The sequence below is a fragment of the Acidovorax sp. genome (genome assembly GCF_046341535.1).
Lineage (GTDB): Bacteria > Pseudomonadota > Gammaproteobacteria > Burkholderiales > Burkholderiaceae_C > Acidovorax.
In genome coordinates this window covers 82,661-96,418 of the sequence record NZ_JBKDRI010000177.1, presented here as the reverse complement: position 1 = coordinate 96,418, position 13,758 = coordinate 82,661, and the positions used below count along the sequence as shown (strand labels likewise).

At 61.4% G+C, this 13,758-nt stretch carries 15 protein-coding genes; 3 read left to right on the top strand and 12 right to left on the bottom strand.

The features are described from left to right. The first annotated feature begins 19 nt into the window (after positions 1 to 19). Positions 20 to 199 (top strand): hypothetical protein, encoded by a 180-nt coding sequence (locus ACK543_RS13525; protein WP_409943362.1) that lies wholly within the window; start codon positions 20 to 22, stop codon positions 197 to 199. A gap of 256 nt (positions 200 to 455) precedes the next feature. After that, the gene (locus tag ACK543_RS13520; protein ID WP_409943361.1) at positions 456 to 959 is read left to right on the top strand and encodes a GNAT family N-acetyltransferase; all 504 of its coding nucleotides are present in this window, start codon (positions 456 to 458) and stop codon (positions 957 to 959) included. Positions 960 to 1,126: 167 nt separating this feature from the next. Here the strand turns inward: ACK543_RS13520 and hemA are convergent, their stop codons facing one another. Further along, positions 1,127 to 2,380 carry a glutamyl-tRNA reductase gene (gene hemA, locus ACK543_RS13515; protein WP_409943360.1) on the bottom strand — a complete coding sequence of 418 codons (1,254 nt, stop codon included), beginning with the start codon at positions 2,378 to 2,380 and terminating at the stop codon, positions 1,127 to 1,129. Further along, the gene (gene dxs / locus ACK543_RS13510; RefSeq protein WP_409943378.1) at positions 2,381 to 4,258 is read right to left on the bottom strand and encodes a 1-deoxy-D-xylulose-5-phosphate synthase; all 1,878 of its coding nucleotides are present in this window, start codon (positions 4,256 to 4,258) and stop codon (positions 2,381 to 2,383) included. Between the two features lie 103 nt (positions 4,259 to 4,361). Here dxs and hemE point away from each other — a divergent pair, with 103 nt between their 5' ends. Continuing rightward, complete coding sequence (gene hemE, locus ACK543_RS13505; protein WP_409943359.1) at positions 4,362 to 5,498, top strand: uroporphyrinogen decarboxylase; 1,137 nt, start codon at positions 4,362 to 4,364, stop codon at positions 5,496 to 5,498. 44 nt (positions 5,499 to 5,542) lie between these two features. Here the strand turns inward: hemE and ccmI are convergent, their stop codons facing one another. The 10 genes from ccmI to ACK543_RS13455 all read right to left on the bottom strand — a co-directional run bounded on the left by ccmI (position 5,543) and on the right by ACK543_RS13455 (position 13,637). Next, positions 5,543 to 6,838 (bottom strand): c-type cytochrome biogenesis protein CcmI, encoded by a 1,296-nt coding sequence (gene ccmI / locus ACK543_RS13500; protein ID WP_409943358.1) that lies wholly within the window; start codon positions 6,836 to 6,838, stop codon positions 5,543 to 5,545. Continuing rightward, positions 6,838 to 7,401, bottom strand: coding sequence for a cytochrome c-type biogenesis protein CcmH (locus ACK543_RS13495; RefSeq protein ID WP_409943357.1), 564 nt, complete (start codon positions 7,399 to 7,401; stop codon positions 6,838 to 6,840). Before ACK543_RS13495 ends, ccmI begins: the two co-directional genes overlap by 1 nt. Next, positions 7,398 to 8,018 (bottom strand): DsbE family thiol:disulfide interchange protein, encoded by a 621-nt coding sequence (locus ACK543_RS13490; protein ID WP_409943356.1) that lies wholly within the window; start codon positions 8,016 to 8,018, stop codon positions 7,398 to 7,400. Before ACK543_RS13490 ends, ACK543_RS13495 begins: the two co-directional genes overlap by 4 nt. After that, a complete protein-coding gene (locus ACK543_RS13485; protein ID WP_409943355.1) occupies positions 8,015 to 10,033 on the bottom strand; it encodes a heme lyase CcmF/NrfE family subunit in 2,019 nt (672 codons plus the stop codon). Before ACK543_RS13485 ends, ACK543_RS13490 begins: the two co-directional genes overlap by 4 nt. Positions 10,034 to 10,255: 222 nt before the next feature. Then, positions 10,256 to 10,702 (bottom strand): cytochrome c maturation protein CcmE, encoded by a 447-nt coding sequence (gene ccmE, locus ACK543_RS13480; RefSeq protein ID WP_409943354.1) that lies wholly within the window; start codon positions 10,700 to 10,702, stop codon positions 10,256 to 10,258. Next, positions 10,699 to 10,953 (bottom strand): heme exporter protein CcmD, encoded by a 255-nt coding sequence (gene ccmD / locus ACK543_RS13475; protein WP_409943353.1) that lies wholly within the window; start codon positions 10,951 to 10,953, stop codon positions 10,699 to 10,701. Before ccmD ends, ccmE begins: the two co-directional genes overlap by 4 nt. Continuing rightward, complete coding sequence (ccmC, locus tag ACK543_RS13470; RefSeq protein ID WP_409943352.1) at positions 10,950 to 11,726, bottom strand: heme ABC transporter permease CcmC; 777 nt, start codon at positions 11,724 to 11,726, stop codon at positions 10,950 to 10,952. The genes ccmD and ccmC overlap by 4 nt, the downstream gene beginning before the upstream one ends. Before the next feature lie 10 nt (positions 11,727 to 11,736). Further along, a complete protein-coding gene (gene ccmB, locus ACK543_RS13465) occupies positions 11,737 to 12,435 on the bottom strand; it encodes a heme exporter protein CcmB (RefSeq protein WP_409943377.1) in 699 nt (232 codons plus the stop codon). A gap of 17 nt (positions 12,436 to 12,452) precedes the next feature. Continuing rightward, entirely contained in the window at positions 12,453 to 13,097 is a 645-nt protein-coding gene (gene ccmA, locus ACK543_RS13460; protein ID WP_409943351.1) for a cytochrome c biogenesis heme-transporting ATPase CcmA, read from the bottom strand. A 213-nt stretch (positions 13,098 to 13,310) separates the two neighbouring features. After that, entirely contained in the window at positions 13,311 to 13,637 is a 327-nt protein-coding gene (locus ACK543_RS13455) for a high-potential iron-sulfur protein (protein WP_409943350.1), read from the bottom strand. Between the last annotated feature and the right edge of the window lie 121 nt (positions 13,638 to 13,758).

The window sequence follows — 13,758 nt, the reverse complement described above, 5'->3', positions numbered from 1 at the left end:
CTTCCAAGGAAGGAGTTTTGTGAGCCACTCCAGCGATTCGCATGAAGAGTCAGCCGCTACGGCTGAGTCACAGGGCATCAATCACCATTTCAAGAGAGAGGGGCAATTGATGATTTGGCTGGTTGTTGGTCTGCCTATTGTGCTGGTATTGGCGGCCCTTTTTCTGGGCCCGGCGGTGCTTGCACTCATCGACAAATAGCCGCCATGAAAACAGGCTTCACAGTCTGCGCGTTAGGAATCATCGTGGGTGCCTCGCTGACGACAGCCGAACAGTCGATGAGCCTCCGGAGCTGCTGGATAGAGCATTTGGTCTCGCGACCTCTTCCGCCTGCACTATGCGTTAGCACTATGCGTTAGCACTATGCGTTATTGAGGTAGCGTTGCAGACGGTGGTGGTTGGCATGGCCAGCACCATGCGTGCCGGGAGTAGTGGCAAGAAGCTCTGACTCTAAAGAATGGCTAAGCTGAATATACAAATCGCTCAGTCCTGTGATGCGCCTCTAATTGCCTCGGTTCTGAAAGAGGCCGCCCAGTGGCTTTCTGTCGGCGGCCGCCCTCTGTGGTCCGACGCGGAAATCAGTGAAATGCGCATTCTGCGGGATACGAGCAACGGCCTTTTTTATATTGCCTACGATGGGGTGCGAGCTGCGGGAGTCATGAAGTTCGAGCTGGAAGACTTTCATTTTTGGCCTGAAGTTCAGCCCACTACCTCGGCTTATGTTCACAAGCTTGCCGTCCGTCGAGCTTGGGCAAAACGAGGCGTATCGAAACAGCTGCTTTCGTATGCGGTGGATCTAGCCCGGCATTTTGGAAGAGCCTATCTGCGCCTGGACTGTGTCGCTGATCGTCAAGGTCTGCGAAATCTGTATGAGGAGTTTGGTTTCACTCTCCACAGCGTCGTCGAGATTGGGCGGTCATCCTATGCGCGGTATGAACTTCCGATTTCAACGGAGCGCTAACTCACTACAAGTCCCCTCTGCGTGGGCGGTTTCGCTTCTGAAAACGTAGCTTTTGGTAGCTCTTAAAGTTGACTGGCCGTCCCTGGCACTCCACATGCATCCTGAGCAGCACCATAGGTGCCCGAACTGAGGGGACGGCGTCTTCGCGGACTGCGGCTTTTCGCCGTTCAGTCGTTTAAAAAGAATTGCTTGACCGCCACAAGCGATTTTTCTCGCTGGTCACTGCTGGGGTGATTCAATTCGCGCAAGGGTCCGTTGAGCATTTTTTTCACCAACCCCATGGACAATGACTCCAGCACGCTGTCCACTGAATCGCCCTTTTCCAAGCGTTTGCGCGCACGACTCAGCTCGGTTTGGCGCCAAGCGTCCGCCTGGAGATTCAATTCCTGAATCAAGGGAACATGGCTGCGCTGCTCCAACCAGGCCATGAATTTATGGACCCCTTGGTCAATGATGATTTCCGCTTCAGCCACCGCCTCTTGGCGGTAGGATTGGCCGCTCTGAATGACCTGCTTGAGGTCGTCAACCGTGTACAGGTACACCCCTGACAAGTTTTTGACTTCCGGCTCAATGTCGCGCGGCACCGCCAGATCCACCATGAAAATGGGCCGGTTTTTGCGGGCACGCAGTGCCCGCTGCACAGCGCCCAGACCGATGAGGGGCAAGGTGCTGGCGGTACAACTGATGACCACATCAAATTCCGGCAACCGCGCTGGCAAGTCGGCCAAGGCGATGCTGCGTCCACCGTGCACGGCCGCCAACAGGTCCGCTCTGTCTGATGAGCGGTTGGCGATCGTGATCGATCGGGGCGATTTGGCCGCAAAGTGCGCCACGCACAGTTCGATCATTTCACCGGCCCCAACGAACAGGACATGGGCATCCTTGATGCTCTCAAAAATCTGACTCGCCAGGCGAACACTCGCTGCAGCCATGCTGATGGAGTGGGCGCCGATGTCCGTAGCGGTGCGCACTTCTTTGGCCACCGCAAAGGAACGCTGGAACAACTGATTCAAGGTGGTGCCCAGGGCACCTGAGTCAGCCGCCAAGCGAACCGCATCCTTGAATTGACCCAGTATTTGCGACTCCCCCAAAACCATGGAATCCAGCCCGCTAGCCACTCTGAAGGCGTGCCTTGCCGAGGCATCGCCTTCCAGTCGATAAATGTGGGACTGCAAGCTGTCGACCTGTGCCTTGCCCGTGTCAGCTAACCATTTAAGCGTTTGCCGCCACTGCACTTGTTCTCCCGCACAGTAAATTTCAGTGCGGTTGCAGGTAGACAAAATGGCCACTTCTTTGTGTGTATCCAGACTGCGACGCAAGCCTTGCAGTGACAACACCAGTTGGTCGGAGGCAAAGGCAAAACGCTCGCGCAGATCAATGGGCGCGGTGCGGTGATTCAGGCCCAGTGTCCAGACAGCCATTCAAACTACGTTTCTGAGCATGGGTGTGACGTAGAGCTCGGGCCAAACCTGGGCCATGCGCTGGTGAATGCCTGCAGCTGTGAGCCCGTAGTACGCCATCAACTCTTTCGGATCGCCATGTTCCGTGAAGGCGTCTTCAAAACCCATGACCAACACGGGTTTATGGATTCCCAGGTCCTGCAAGGCTTCTAGCACAGCGGCGCCGGCACCGCCCATGCGCGCTCCGTCTTCCAGCGTGATGAAGCGCTCATGCTGCTGTGCCACCTGCTGGAGCATGACCAGGTCCAGTGGTTTCGCCCAACGCATGTTGACGACCGTCGCGTCCAAACTCTCGGCCGCTTTGAGGGCTTCATAGAGCAAGGGGCCGAAGGCGAGGATGGCAACGCCCCGACCCTGCCGACAAATTTCAGCCCGCCCAAAAGGCAATGCTTGCAAATCTCCTTGCACCTTTGCACCGATGCCGGCGCCCCTGGGGTAGCGCACTGTGACCGGATGATCCTGCGCATAAGCCGTGCTCAGCAATTGACGACATTCGTTTTCGTCGGCCGGACAAGCCACACTCATGTTCGGAATGCAGCGGGTGAAAGCGATGTCAAACATGCCAGCGTGTGTCGGGCCATCGGAGCCGACCAGTCCAGCACGGTCCAGGGCGAAGACCACGGGCAACTTCTGCAAAGCCACGTCATGGATCAATTGATCGTAGGCCCGTTGCAAAAAGGTCGAGTAGATTGCCACCACCGGCTTGAGGCCCTCACAGGCCAAGCCTGCAGCAAAAGTCACCGCGTGTTGTTCGGCGATGCCCACATCGTGGTACCGCTCAGGAAAGCGTTGACTGAAAGCCACCATGCCCGAGCCTTCGCGCATCGCCGGGGTGATGCCGACCAGGCGCGCATCATGGGTGGCCATATCGCAAAGCCATTGACCAAAAACCTGCGTGAAAGTCAGCTTGCCGGATGACGTCGACTGCAAGCCAACGGCAGGATCAAATTGACCCGGTCCGTGATAACTCACAGGATCCGCCTGGGCCCGGGCATATCCCTGGCCTTTGCGGGTGACCACATGCAAAAACTGCGGTCCTTTTTCTTTTGAAATTTTCTGCAGGGATTGCACCAGGCTCAAGACATCGTGCCCGTCAACAGGGCCTGTGTAAGTGAGCCCCAGTTTTTCGAAAATCGTTGCGGGTTGAATGAATTGTTGCGTTTGCTGCTCCAGATGCTTGGCCAAAGCAAACAAGGGCGGCGCATTGCGCAAGAGTTGCTGGCTCAGTTTTTTGGCCTGCGCATAAAAACGGCCAGACATCAGTTCGCCAAGGTAGCGGTTTAAGGCCCCTACCGGCGGGCTGATGGACATGGCGTTGTCATTGAGCACCACCAGCAGGTCGCAGTCGCTCGTGCCTGCATTGTTCATGGCCTCATAAGCCATGCCAGCCGTCAGGGCGCCGTCACCGATGATGGCCACCGATTTTCGTGGACTGCCGGTGAGCTTGGCGGCCTTGGCCATACCCAAGGCAGCAGAGATGCTGGTGGAGGAATGCGCCGTGCCGAAGGCGTCGTACACGCTTTCTTGGCGGTGCGGAAACCCGCTCAAGCCGCCCCGTTGACGCAGTGTTGGCATCCGGTCCATGCGGCCCGTCAGCATTTTGTGGGCGTAGGTTTGGTGGCCCACATCCCACACCAAACGGTCTTGCGGCGTGTCGTACACATAGTGCAAGGCAATGGTCAATTCCACGGTGCCCAAATTGGAGCTGAAATGACCGCCGGTTTGCGACACCGACTGGATCAGACGCTGTCGCAATTCGTTCGCCAAGGCGGGCAAGCGCTCAAGCGGGAGCGCTCTGAGTTGAGCCGGAGATTGAATCCATTCCCGCAAGGCGTCCATGGCCAGCCTTATTTTTTGCTTATCTGCACTTGAATCTACAGGCATTTGACAAAATGTCAAGTTGGATTGACACTTTAAGTAGATAAAAAAGTGGACACAATCAATGCAACCCCAGCTGATGCTGGAAAAAGCCCTCTCCATGACCCTCGAAAACGACAGCTTCCTGCGTGCCTGCCTGCGCCAAGCCACCGACCACACCCCCATCTGGCTGATGCGCCAAGCGGGCCGCTATCTGCCTGAGTACTGCGCCACCCGGGCCAAGGCGGGCAGCTTCATGGGCCTGGCCACCAGCGTCGACCACGCCACCGAGGTGACTTTGCAGCCGCTGGAGCGCTACGCTTTTGACGCAGCCATCCTGTTCAGCGACATCTTGACCGTGCCGGACGCCATGGGCCTGGGCCTGTCGTTTGCACAAAGTGAAGGCCCGCGCTTTGCCAAAAACGTGCGCGACGAAGCCGCAGTCAGCGACCTGGCCGTGCCCGACATGAACAAGCTGCGCTATGTGTTCGACGCGGTAACCTCGATCGGCAAGGCGCTCAATGGCCGCGTGCCGCTGATCGGTTTCTCGGGCAGCCCCTGGACGCTGGCCTGCTACATGGTCGAGGGCAAGGGCTCGGACGACTACCGCCATGTTAAGACCCTGATGTACAGCCGCCCCGACCTGATGCACCGCATTCTGGAAATCAACGCCGATGCCGTGGCCCTGTACCTGAACACCCAAATCGAAGCGGGCGCGCAAGCGGTCATGATCTTCGACAGCTGGGGCGGTGTGTTGGCCGATGGCGCTTTCCAGGAATTCAGCTTGGCCTACACGGCCCGCGTGCTAGGCCAGCTCAAGACCGAGCACAACGGCCAACGCATTCCCAGCATTGTGTTCACCAAAGGCGGCGGCCTGTGGCTGCCTGAAATGGCCGGCCTGAACTGCGATGTGCTGGGCCTGGACTGGGCCATGAACCTGGGCCGTGCCCGCGCCTTGGTGGGCGGCCAAGTGGGCGGTCCCGGCAAAGCCCTCCAAGGCAACATCGACCCGAACGTGCTGTTCGCCCCACCCGAGCAGATCGCCAAAGAGGCGCGTCGCGTGCTCGACAGCTTTGGCCGCCCACACACCGACTGCACGACCACCGGCCCCACGCACATCTTCAATCTGGGTCACGGCATCAGCCAGTTCACCTCGCCGGAAAATGTGTCAGCCCTGGTGGAGGCGGTGCACAGCCACTCGCGCAAACTGCGCCAGGGCTGACCCAGGCACCTGCAGGTGCCTGTGCTTATCGCCTGACTAAGGGCTCAGCGCCTGGTGATGTCGAGCACCACGCCTTGCACACCGGTCTTGACGCCCGGCAATTCGACCTGAAAATCGTCTGCCTGCTTTTGGGCCAATCCGGTTTTGGAAATGCGGGCTACCAAACGCACTTGCGCCAGCGATGACAAGACCGGGGGCGCACCCATGCCCATGCTGTCGCTCAAGGCAAACACAACGGGCCAGGACGTAGGCGTGCCGCGCCAGATGGCCACCGGACGGCGCGAGCCTTCTTCGGCCATGGCGTAAACAAACAAGGTCGAGCCTGTCGCGATCTGTTTTTGTAACTCGGGCGAGAGATGGACCTCTCCCTGAATGACGGGCCGGGCGCCGCCCGCCAAAGCGGTGCTCGGTGCCGACGCAGTTTGTGGTACTGACGCCATCGGCTGCTCCAGCTCGGTATCTTGCGACGCGGCCTGCGCCTGCGCCAGCGCTTGTTGCAGATCCTGGGCGGCTTCACTGTCGGCAGGTACCAAGCTCAGGGCGCGTTGCCAATAGGTTTGCGCGGCCGCTTGCCGTTTTTCAGACCAGGCCGCGCTGCCCGCCAGCACCAGTGCATTCAGGTGCCTAGGCTCCTCGCGCAACACGTTGTGAATCCACTGCCAGGGCTCACCGGCGTAAACACCGCCAACGCTCAGCGCTTTCATCTGCGCACGCTCGATCCACAGGTCAGGCTCGGGCGACAGAGCCAGCACACGGGCCAACGCTTGCTCGGCCAGGGCGTGCGCGTTCTGGGCGGCCTGCAAGCGCGCCAGCGTGAGCCAGGCCTGGGCATCATCGGGCCGCTTTTGCGTGGCCTGCTGCCACACGCGGGTTTGATCGGACAATTGCTCTGGCGTGGTGGCGCTGATCTGCACCTGCTGGCTCAAGGGCACGGGCCACCAGGTCTGCGGAGCACCCAGTTGCAGATAAGTCACGCCACTGAGCGCACCGAGCAATAGCACCAGCCAGTCCCAGCGCACAGGGCCCGTTGCCCGATCCCCACCAGGCGACACCGCTGCACCCCCTTTAGCCTGATCGGCCAGCACCTGGCGCATCAGCTCGTCGCGGGCCGCCGCATGCTGGCTGGCGTTCAGGCGGCCTTCGGCCAAAGCGCTGTCCAGATCGGCCAAGTGCTGCTGCTGAATGCGTCGATGGGCCCGGGCCTGTACATCCTTACCCGCATCGTTCTGCACCAGGTCTGCCCCCTGCCGGTGCTGGCCGCGCCGCAACACCCAGGTGGCCAGCGCCCCCAAGAGCAGCAGCGCCAACAACAAACCGACCCAGGGCGGCAAAAACGACATCAGGGCTCCAGCAGTTGGCGAACGCGTTCGCGTTCGAGGTCGGTCAAGGGGGCAGGCAAGGGGGGTGTGCGGCGCACCGAGCGCAACGCCACCCACAGCGCCAGCAATAGCAAGGCAAAGGGGCCGAACCACAGCAACCAGGTCGCAGGCTTGACCTCGGGCTTGTACAACACAAAATCTCCATAGCGGCTGACCAGGAAGGTGCGGATGTCGGCGTCGCTTTGGCCCTGCTCGATCAGGTGCCGCACTTCGTGCCGCAGGTCCACAGCCAGCTCGGCTGTCGACGAGGCCAACGATTCGTTCTGGCATACCAGGCAGCGCAATTCGGCCGCGATGTGTTCCCAACGCGTCTGAACCTCGGGGGCCATGGGCGATTCACTCCGAGCTGAATGGCCCGCCACCCCAGCAGACACCACCACAGGCAACACAGCAGGTAACTCAGGCGCGGCCACCGGGCGCACTTCGCGGGCGGTTTGCAGGGACTGACCCTCTGACGCACAGAAGGCCTGGGTCTGCAGCCAGGCCAACGCCACCCCCAAAAAGAACGTGCGTGCGGCCCTCATGGTTGCAAACGCCGCATCAGGGGCAGCAACTTGTGCTGCAGCACCTCGGGCGTCAGAGCCCCGGCGTGCTTAAAGCGGACCACTCCCTCGCGGTCGACCAAATAGGTTTCGGGCAAGCCGTAGACACCAAAGTCCATGCCCACCCGGCCATCCATGTCGAGCAGGTTCACAGCAAAGGGCTGACCGTGTTTTTGCAGCCATGCCTGCTGTCGGGCGGTGGCTTTTTGCAGCGCTTGCACGTTATTTTTGGGGTCTTGCCCCGACAGTTCCGAGGCCTGCAGCTCCTTGTAATTGAAGCCCACCATCTGCAAGCCCGGCTGGCGCGAGAGCGCCATCAGCATGGGGTGCTCCTCTTTGCAACCCGCGCACCAGGTGGCCCAAAAATTCACCAACGTGACTTGGCCTTTGAATTGTGCAGCGCTGAAAACATCAGTCCGCCCCACCACCGGTAACTGAAAAGCCGGTGCGGGCCGCCCGATGAGCGGTGAGGGGATTTCATGCGGGCTGCGGTTAAGACTCACGGCCAAAAAAATAAGCAGGCCCACGAACAGCGCCAGCGGCACGAACACCCAGCGCGGCATGCGCGGCGCTTGACCCTGAGAGCGCAGCCCGCTCATGGCCGTTGCACCTGCCCGGCAACGCTGGCCCGGCCCAAGGTCACGCCATTGGCCGTGCGCTGCACTGCCCCCTGGCGGTAACGCCGATCCCAAGCGGCCAGCGCTCCACCCAAGCCCATGAACATTGCCCCCAGCCAAATCCAAGATACCAAGGGCTTGTGGGCGACCCGAAAACGCCATTGCGGCGGCTCGCCCGCCAAGGGTTCGCCCAAAGACACATAGCGGTCTCGCCACAAGTTGCGGTCAATTGCGGCCTCGGTCGTGGGCATGGCGCTGGACACATAGCGGCGTTTTTCGGGCTGCAGGGTGCCCACCTCGCGCTCGTCACCTGGTGCGCCCTCGAACATCTTGAGTTGCGCGCGTAAGGCCAGGTAGTTCGGCCCCAAATGGTTGTCCACGCTGATCAGTTGGTAGCGCACACCCGCCACGGTGACCGAGTCGCCCAGGCCCAGCCGCACATCGCGCTCGACCTGAAACGACTTGACGCCGGTGATGCCCAGCACCAGTACCGCCACACCCCAGTGCGCCGCATGCATGCCCCACCAAGCCCGGCCCGGTGCACCGGGTTGGCGCAGGCGCTGCGCGATTTGCCAGGCGCCCGACAGCGCGATCCAGCCACCCAGAGTGCCGCCCATCACCGTGAGCCAGCTGCCCGATGTGGTTGCGCCCTCGGCCATTGGTGCGCCGCCCCAGGTGGCCCAGGCGCTGGCCAGCAACAGTGCCGAGGCCCCTGGCACCACAACCGAGCGCACCGCCGCCCAGCGCGCCACATGCCAAGGCACCACCGTGCCCGGCACCATGGCCAGCAGCAGCGGCACCATCAGCGGCACAAACACACGGTCAAAATACGGTGGCCCCACCGACAGCTTGCCCAGGTTCAGCGCGTCGATGATCAGTGGGTACAAAGTGCCCAGCAGCACCGCCGCCATGGCCACCACCAGCAGCACGCTGTTGAGCAACAAAAACGATTCACGCGAACCGGCTGCTGGTTGCGAGGCATTGGCCCACTGTGGTGCGCGCCAGGCAAACAAGCTCAGCGACACGCCCACCACCACGGCCAAAAATAGCAAAATGAACACGCCCCGGTCCGGGTCGCTGGCAAAGGCGTGTACCGAGGTCAGCACACCCGAGCGCACAAGAAAGGTGCCGAGCAAACTGAGCGAAAACGCGCCAATGGCCAAGAGCACCGTCCAGGCCTTGAACTGCCCGCGCTTATCGGTGACCATGAGCGAATGGATGAGTGCCGTGGCCACCAGCCAGGGCATGAGCGAGGCGTTTTCCACCGGGTCCCAAAACCACCAGCCGCCCCAGCCCAGCTCGTCATAGGCCCACCACGAACCCAGCGCGATGCCCAGAGTCAAAAAGCCCCAGGCCGCAAGCGTCCAGGGCCGCGCCCAACGTGCCCAGGCGGCGTCGAGCCGACCCGACAGCAGCGCCGCCATGGCAAAGGCAAACGCCACCGACATGCCCACATAACCCATGTAAAGCATGGGCGGATGAATGACCAGACCCGGGTCTTGCAGCAGCGGCGTCAAATCGCGCCCTTCGGCGGGGGCAGGAAACTGCCGCGCAAATGGGTTGGACAGCGCGAGGATGAAGGCGAGAAAACCCACCGACACCGAGCCCATCACGCCCAGCACCTGCGCCACCAGCGACTGCGGCAAGCGCTTGGAAAATGTGGCCACTGCCATCGACCACAGCGCCAGCATCAAGGCCCACAGCAGCAACGAACCTTCGTGCCCAGCCCAAATGGCCGACAGGCGATACGGCGTGGGCAGCAAGGTGTTGGAATGCTGGGCCACGTACTTGACGCTGAAATCGTGCCCATAAAACGCGTGCCACAAAGCGCCAAAGGCCAGCACGATCAGCGCCAGTTGCAAGACCGCCAAAGGCCGTGCCAGCGCCTGCCAAGCGGCACGCCGCGCCGACAAGCTGCCCCACAGCGGAAGCACCGCCTGCGCCAGGGCAACCCAGGCGGCCATGATCAAGGCCAGGTGACCGACTTCAGGCCACATGAATAGCTCCCATCCAGTTGGTCTCGCGAACGCGCCCATTTGTCGTTTGCACCTCAGGCACGCCACGCCGCTGCTCCTTGTAGGAGCCTACGCCGTAGGCGATGGTTTGCAGGGCGTGTTCCACGCCCAATCGCCCACAAGGGTGGGTCCCTACATGGAGAAGCGCTCTGCGCCTGGCGCTCAAGACTTTCTTGGGACAGGACCTGGCTGCCCCGGTGCACGTCATCGCACCGCCCCTGCGTCCACGCGGGCCTTGGCCGCCTCGTCCAGCGCGTGCTGGGCTTCGGGCGGCATGTAGTTTTCGTCGTGCTTGGCCAGCACCTCGCTGGCCACAAACAGGCTGCCTGCGTCCAAGCGGCCTTGCGCCACCACGCCCTTGCCCTCCTGGAATAAATCGGGCAACAGGCCCACGTAGCGCACAGGCACCTCGCGTTGGGTGTCGGTCACCACAAATTCAACCGCCATGTCCTGGCGTTTGACGCTGCCCGCCTTGACCAGACCGCCCACGCGAAAATGCCCGTCGTTAGGCGCTTCACCCGCCGCCACCTGCGTGGGCGTGAAGAAGAACACCAGGTTGCTCTGAAAGGCGTTGAGCACGAAATACGCCGCGCCGCACAGCAGCAGCAAGCCCAAGCCGATGCCCAAAGCGCGTTGGTGGCGGCTTTTCATGAGGCGGCTCCCGCATTCCAATCAATGGGACGCGAGGCCCTGACGACAGAGGGCTCCAAAGCGCTTGCAGGCTGGGCATCGAGAGCCTCCGCGTCCATGGCCTCACACACTTCGTCCAGCGCCTGCTGTCTGCCGATTCGCGCGAGCCACACCTCCAAGGCCAGCAAGGCCGCACTCACGCCCATGCTGCCCCACACATAAACGCCGTAGCCGCCCATGGCCCAAAACTCTGAAGCGCTTTGCCAGATCATGCGGCACCTCGCAAAGTACGATGTGCACGGCTTGTGCGATGTGCCAACACTTCAGGCAGTTGCTGCACCCACCTGGCACGGCTGTCGCGAACCAAGATCAAACTGCGTACACGCCACAAGGCGATGGCCGCCGCATATAGCCAGACGGCCAGGCTCATGAGCAGCATGCCGCTCAGCATGATGCTGGCCATGCGCGGCGATTGCGTGAGCGAGACCGATGCACCCTGGTGCAAGGTGTTCCACCACTCGACCGAAAAATAGATGATGGGCACGTTCACCGCACCCACCAGCGCCAGCAGGGCCCCGGCTCGGTCCGAGCGGCGTGGCTCTTCAATCGCCGAGGTCAGCGCGATATAGCCCAGATACAAAAACAGCAAAATCAGCATCGAGGTCAGGCGGGCGTCCCACACCCAATAGGTGCCCCACATCGGCTTTCCCCACAAGGCCCCGGTCCAGAGCGACAAAAAGGTCAGCAAAGCCCCGGTGGGCGCGAGTGCCCGAGTCATCAGACCCGACAACCGCGTGTTGAACACCAGGCCCAACACACTCCAAAACGCCATGGCCAGGTAAATCACCATGGCCACCCAAGATGCGGGCACATGGATGTAAATGATGCGGTAGGCCTGGCCCTGCTGCGCGTCAGACGGCGCCACCATGAAGCCCAGCCACAAGCCCGCCAACGCCAGCGCCGAGGCCAGCAGCGCCAGCCAAGGCCACAGACGACAGGCCAGGGGGTAAAAGTGTTGCGGTGCAGCGTAGTGAAAGAGCTTCATGGTCAATCCCTCATTCCAGCGCCATGCGCAAAGCCGTCGCACAGGCCCAGGGGCTGAACGCTGCCGCCCCGAGCAATAGCGCCAGCAAGACCGAGACATGCGCGCCCGCGCCCAGACCACGCATATGCGCATCGACCGCACCCGTGCCGAACACCAGCACCGGTACATACAAGGGCAAGAGCAAAAGCGACTGCAGCACACCGCCGCCGCGCACACCCAGCGTGAGTGCCGCACCGATCGCACCCAACAAGGACAGCACGGGCGTGCCGATCAAGAGTGTCAGCGCCAGCATGCCCAAAGCCTCAGGCCCCAGACCAAACTGCAGCGCCAAAAGCGGCGACAAAATCACCAAAGGCAAGCCCGCGATCAGCCAATGCGCCAACAATTTGGCCGCCACCAGCCAAGAAAGGGGCGCGGCCGACAAGGCCAGCTGCTCCAGGCTGCCATCTTGGTGATCGGCCTCAAACAGGCGGCCCAGACTCAGCATGCTGGCCAGCAAGGCCGCCACCCACAACACACCGGGGCCGATCAGGCGCAGCGTGGCGGGCTCGGGGCCAATGGCCAGTGGAAACAAAGCGGCCACCAGCACAAAGAAAAACACCGCGCCCAACCACTCGGATTTGCGCAGCAACGCCAGCCGCAGATCGCGCCACAACACACCGCGCAGCGCCAGCCAGGGGCTGGGCAGCGCGGGCGTCCTTGCGGACATCCGCAGGGCTTGGGTGTTCATGGCGCGCGCCCTCCACGGCTCAGTTGCAAGCGCGCACCCGGCCCTTGCAACTGCACATCGTGGTGGCTGGTCATGACCAGCGCGCCGCCCTTGTCCACATGCGACTGGAGCAAGGCGCATGCCGTGTCGGTCGCCTGGGCGTCCAGGCCGACCAGGGGTTCGTCCAGCACCCACAGCCGCGCCGGACTGGCGCGCAAGCGTGCCAGCGCGACTCCTTGGCGCTGCCCTTGCGACAGCACCCGCACCGGCAAATGCGCCCGGCTTTGCAGGCCCTGCGCCGCCAGCGCCTGCAAAGCCTGTTGAGGGCTGAGCGACAAACCGCTCACCTGCGCATCCAGGCACAGGTTGTCGCAAGCGCTCAAGTCGGGTTTGAGGCCCAAGGCATGGCCGATGTAATGCAACACCGAACGGTCGGGGCACAATAGGCCGTCATGTGAAGAGGAAGAAGGCCAGATCACCTGACCACGGGCCGCCCGGGACAGACCGCACAGAATGCGCAACAAACTCGTCTTGCCGCAGCCGTTGCCGCCTTCGATGTGCAACCAGCTGCCTGCGGGTACGGAAAAGCTGACACCTTCGAACAGGGTCCGCTGGGCCTTGTGGCAGGCTAGGTCCAGCGCTGTGAGTACCCAAGACGCCATTGAAAGGCTTTCCGGTCGGTTGAAGACAAACCAAAGTGTAATGAAAGATTGACACTTTGTGTATTCCACGATTCGAAAACCCATTGAAAACAAGGGTAACTACCAGACGCCGGTCAGGTCGCAAAAGGTGACGGGGCTGGATTGACCAAAAAAAACCGCCCGAAGGCGGTTGGGCGCTGAACAGGGAGGCCCTGCTCAGGAAGCAGCCATGCATCAAGCCTTCTTGGCGTAAGCCGAGCACCAAGCCTTGGCCGACACTTGCTTGCCGGCAAACAAGGGGCATCCGCCGGAAGCTGCACCGGCCTTGCCTTGGTACAAGGCGCAATTGCTGCAGTTGGCACCCGCAGCGAACGTGGGGTACTTGGCTTTGTCAACCTTGGTGGCATCAACTTTGTAACCCAAACCTGCTGCCTGAGCATCTTTCTCGTCCACCATGGCTTGAGCAGAGGCTTCGCTCACGACCATCACGGCTGAGGCAGCGGTCACGGCCTGCATCATGAACGCGCGACGATTCGAGGGAAAGGCTGAAAAATTGGACATAGATTTTTCCTGAGGAGAATGGTCAAAGAATACCGGACTAACTACTTTGCGCGAGATCAGTCATTTTGTCTTGAATCCCAGATATCCGAGCAAATCACACGGGAACTTCTCCCGTCGCAAA

What these genes read in the sequence shown, in the direction of transcription:
- ACK543_RS13520 (WP_409943361.1), top strand. Translation starts at nt 456, where the DNA reads ATGGCTAAGCTGAATATACAAATCGCTCAGTCCTGTGATGCGCCTCTA.
- ACK543_RS13490 (WP_409943356.1), bottom strand. Translation starts at nt 8,018, where the DNA reads ATGAGCGGGCTGCGCTCTCAGGGTCAAGCGCCGCGCATGCCGCGCTGG.
- dxs (WP_409943378.1), bottom strand. Translation starts at nt 4,258, where the DNA reads ATGGACGCCTTGCGGGAATGGATTCAATCTCCGGCTCAACTCAGAGCG.
- ccmI (WP_409943358.1), bottom strand. Translation starts at nt 6,838, where the DNA reads ATGTCGTTTTTGCCGCCCTGGGTCGGTTTGTTGTTGGCGCTGCTGCTC.
- hemA (WP_409943360.1), bottom strand. Translation starts at nt 2,380, where the DNA reads ATGGCTGTCTGGACACTGGGCCTGAATCACCGCACCGCGCCCATTGAT.
- ccmA (WP_409943351.1), bottom strand. Translation starts at nt 13,097, where the DNA reads ATGGCGTCTTGGGTACTCACAGCGCTGGACCTAGCCTGCCACAAGGCC.
- hemE (WP_409943359.1), top strand. Translation starts at nt 4,362, where the DNA reads ATGCAACCCCAGCTGATGCTGGAAAAAGCCCTCTCCATGACCCTCGAA.
- ACK543_RS13485 (WP_409943355.1), bottom strand. Translation starts at nt 10,033, where the DNA reads ATGTGGCCTGAAGTCGGTCACCTGGCCTTGATCATGGCCGCCTGGGTT.
- ccmE (WP_409943354.1), bottom strand. Translation starts at nt 10,702, where the DNA reads ATGAAAAGCCGCCACCAACGCGCTTTGGGCATCGGCTTGGGCTTGCTG.
- ccmC (WP_409943352.1), bottom strand. Translation starts at nt 11,726, where the DNA reads ATGAAGCTCTTTCACTACGCTGCACCGCAACACTTTTACCCCCTGGCC.
- ccmD (WP_409943353.1), bottom strand. Translation starts at nt 10,953, where the DNA reads ATGATCTGGCAAAGCGCTTCAGAGTTTTGGGCCATGGGCGGCTACGGC.
- ACK543_RS13495 (WP_409943357.1), bottom strand. Translation starts at nt 7,401, where the DNA reads ATGAGGGCCGCACGCACGTTCTTTTTGGGGGTGGCGTTGGCCTGGCTG.
- ACK543_RS13455 (WP_409943350.1), bottom strand. Translation starts at nt 13,637, where the DNA reads ATGTCCAATTTTTCAGCCTTTCCCTCGAATCGTCGCGCGTTCATGATG.
- ccmB (WP_409943377.1), bottom strand. Translation starts at nt 12,435, where the DNA reads ATGTCCGCAAGGACGCCCGCGCTGCCCAGCCCCTGGCTGGCGCTGCGC.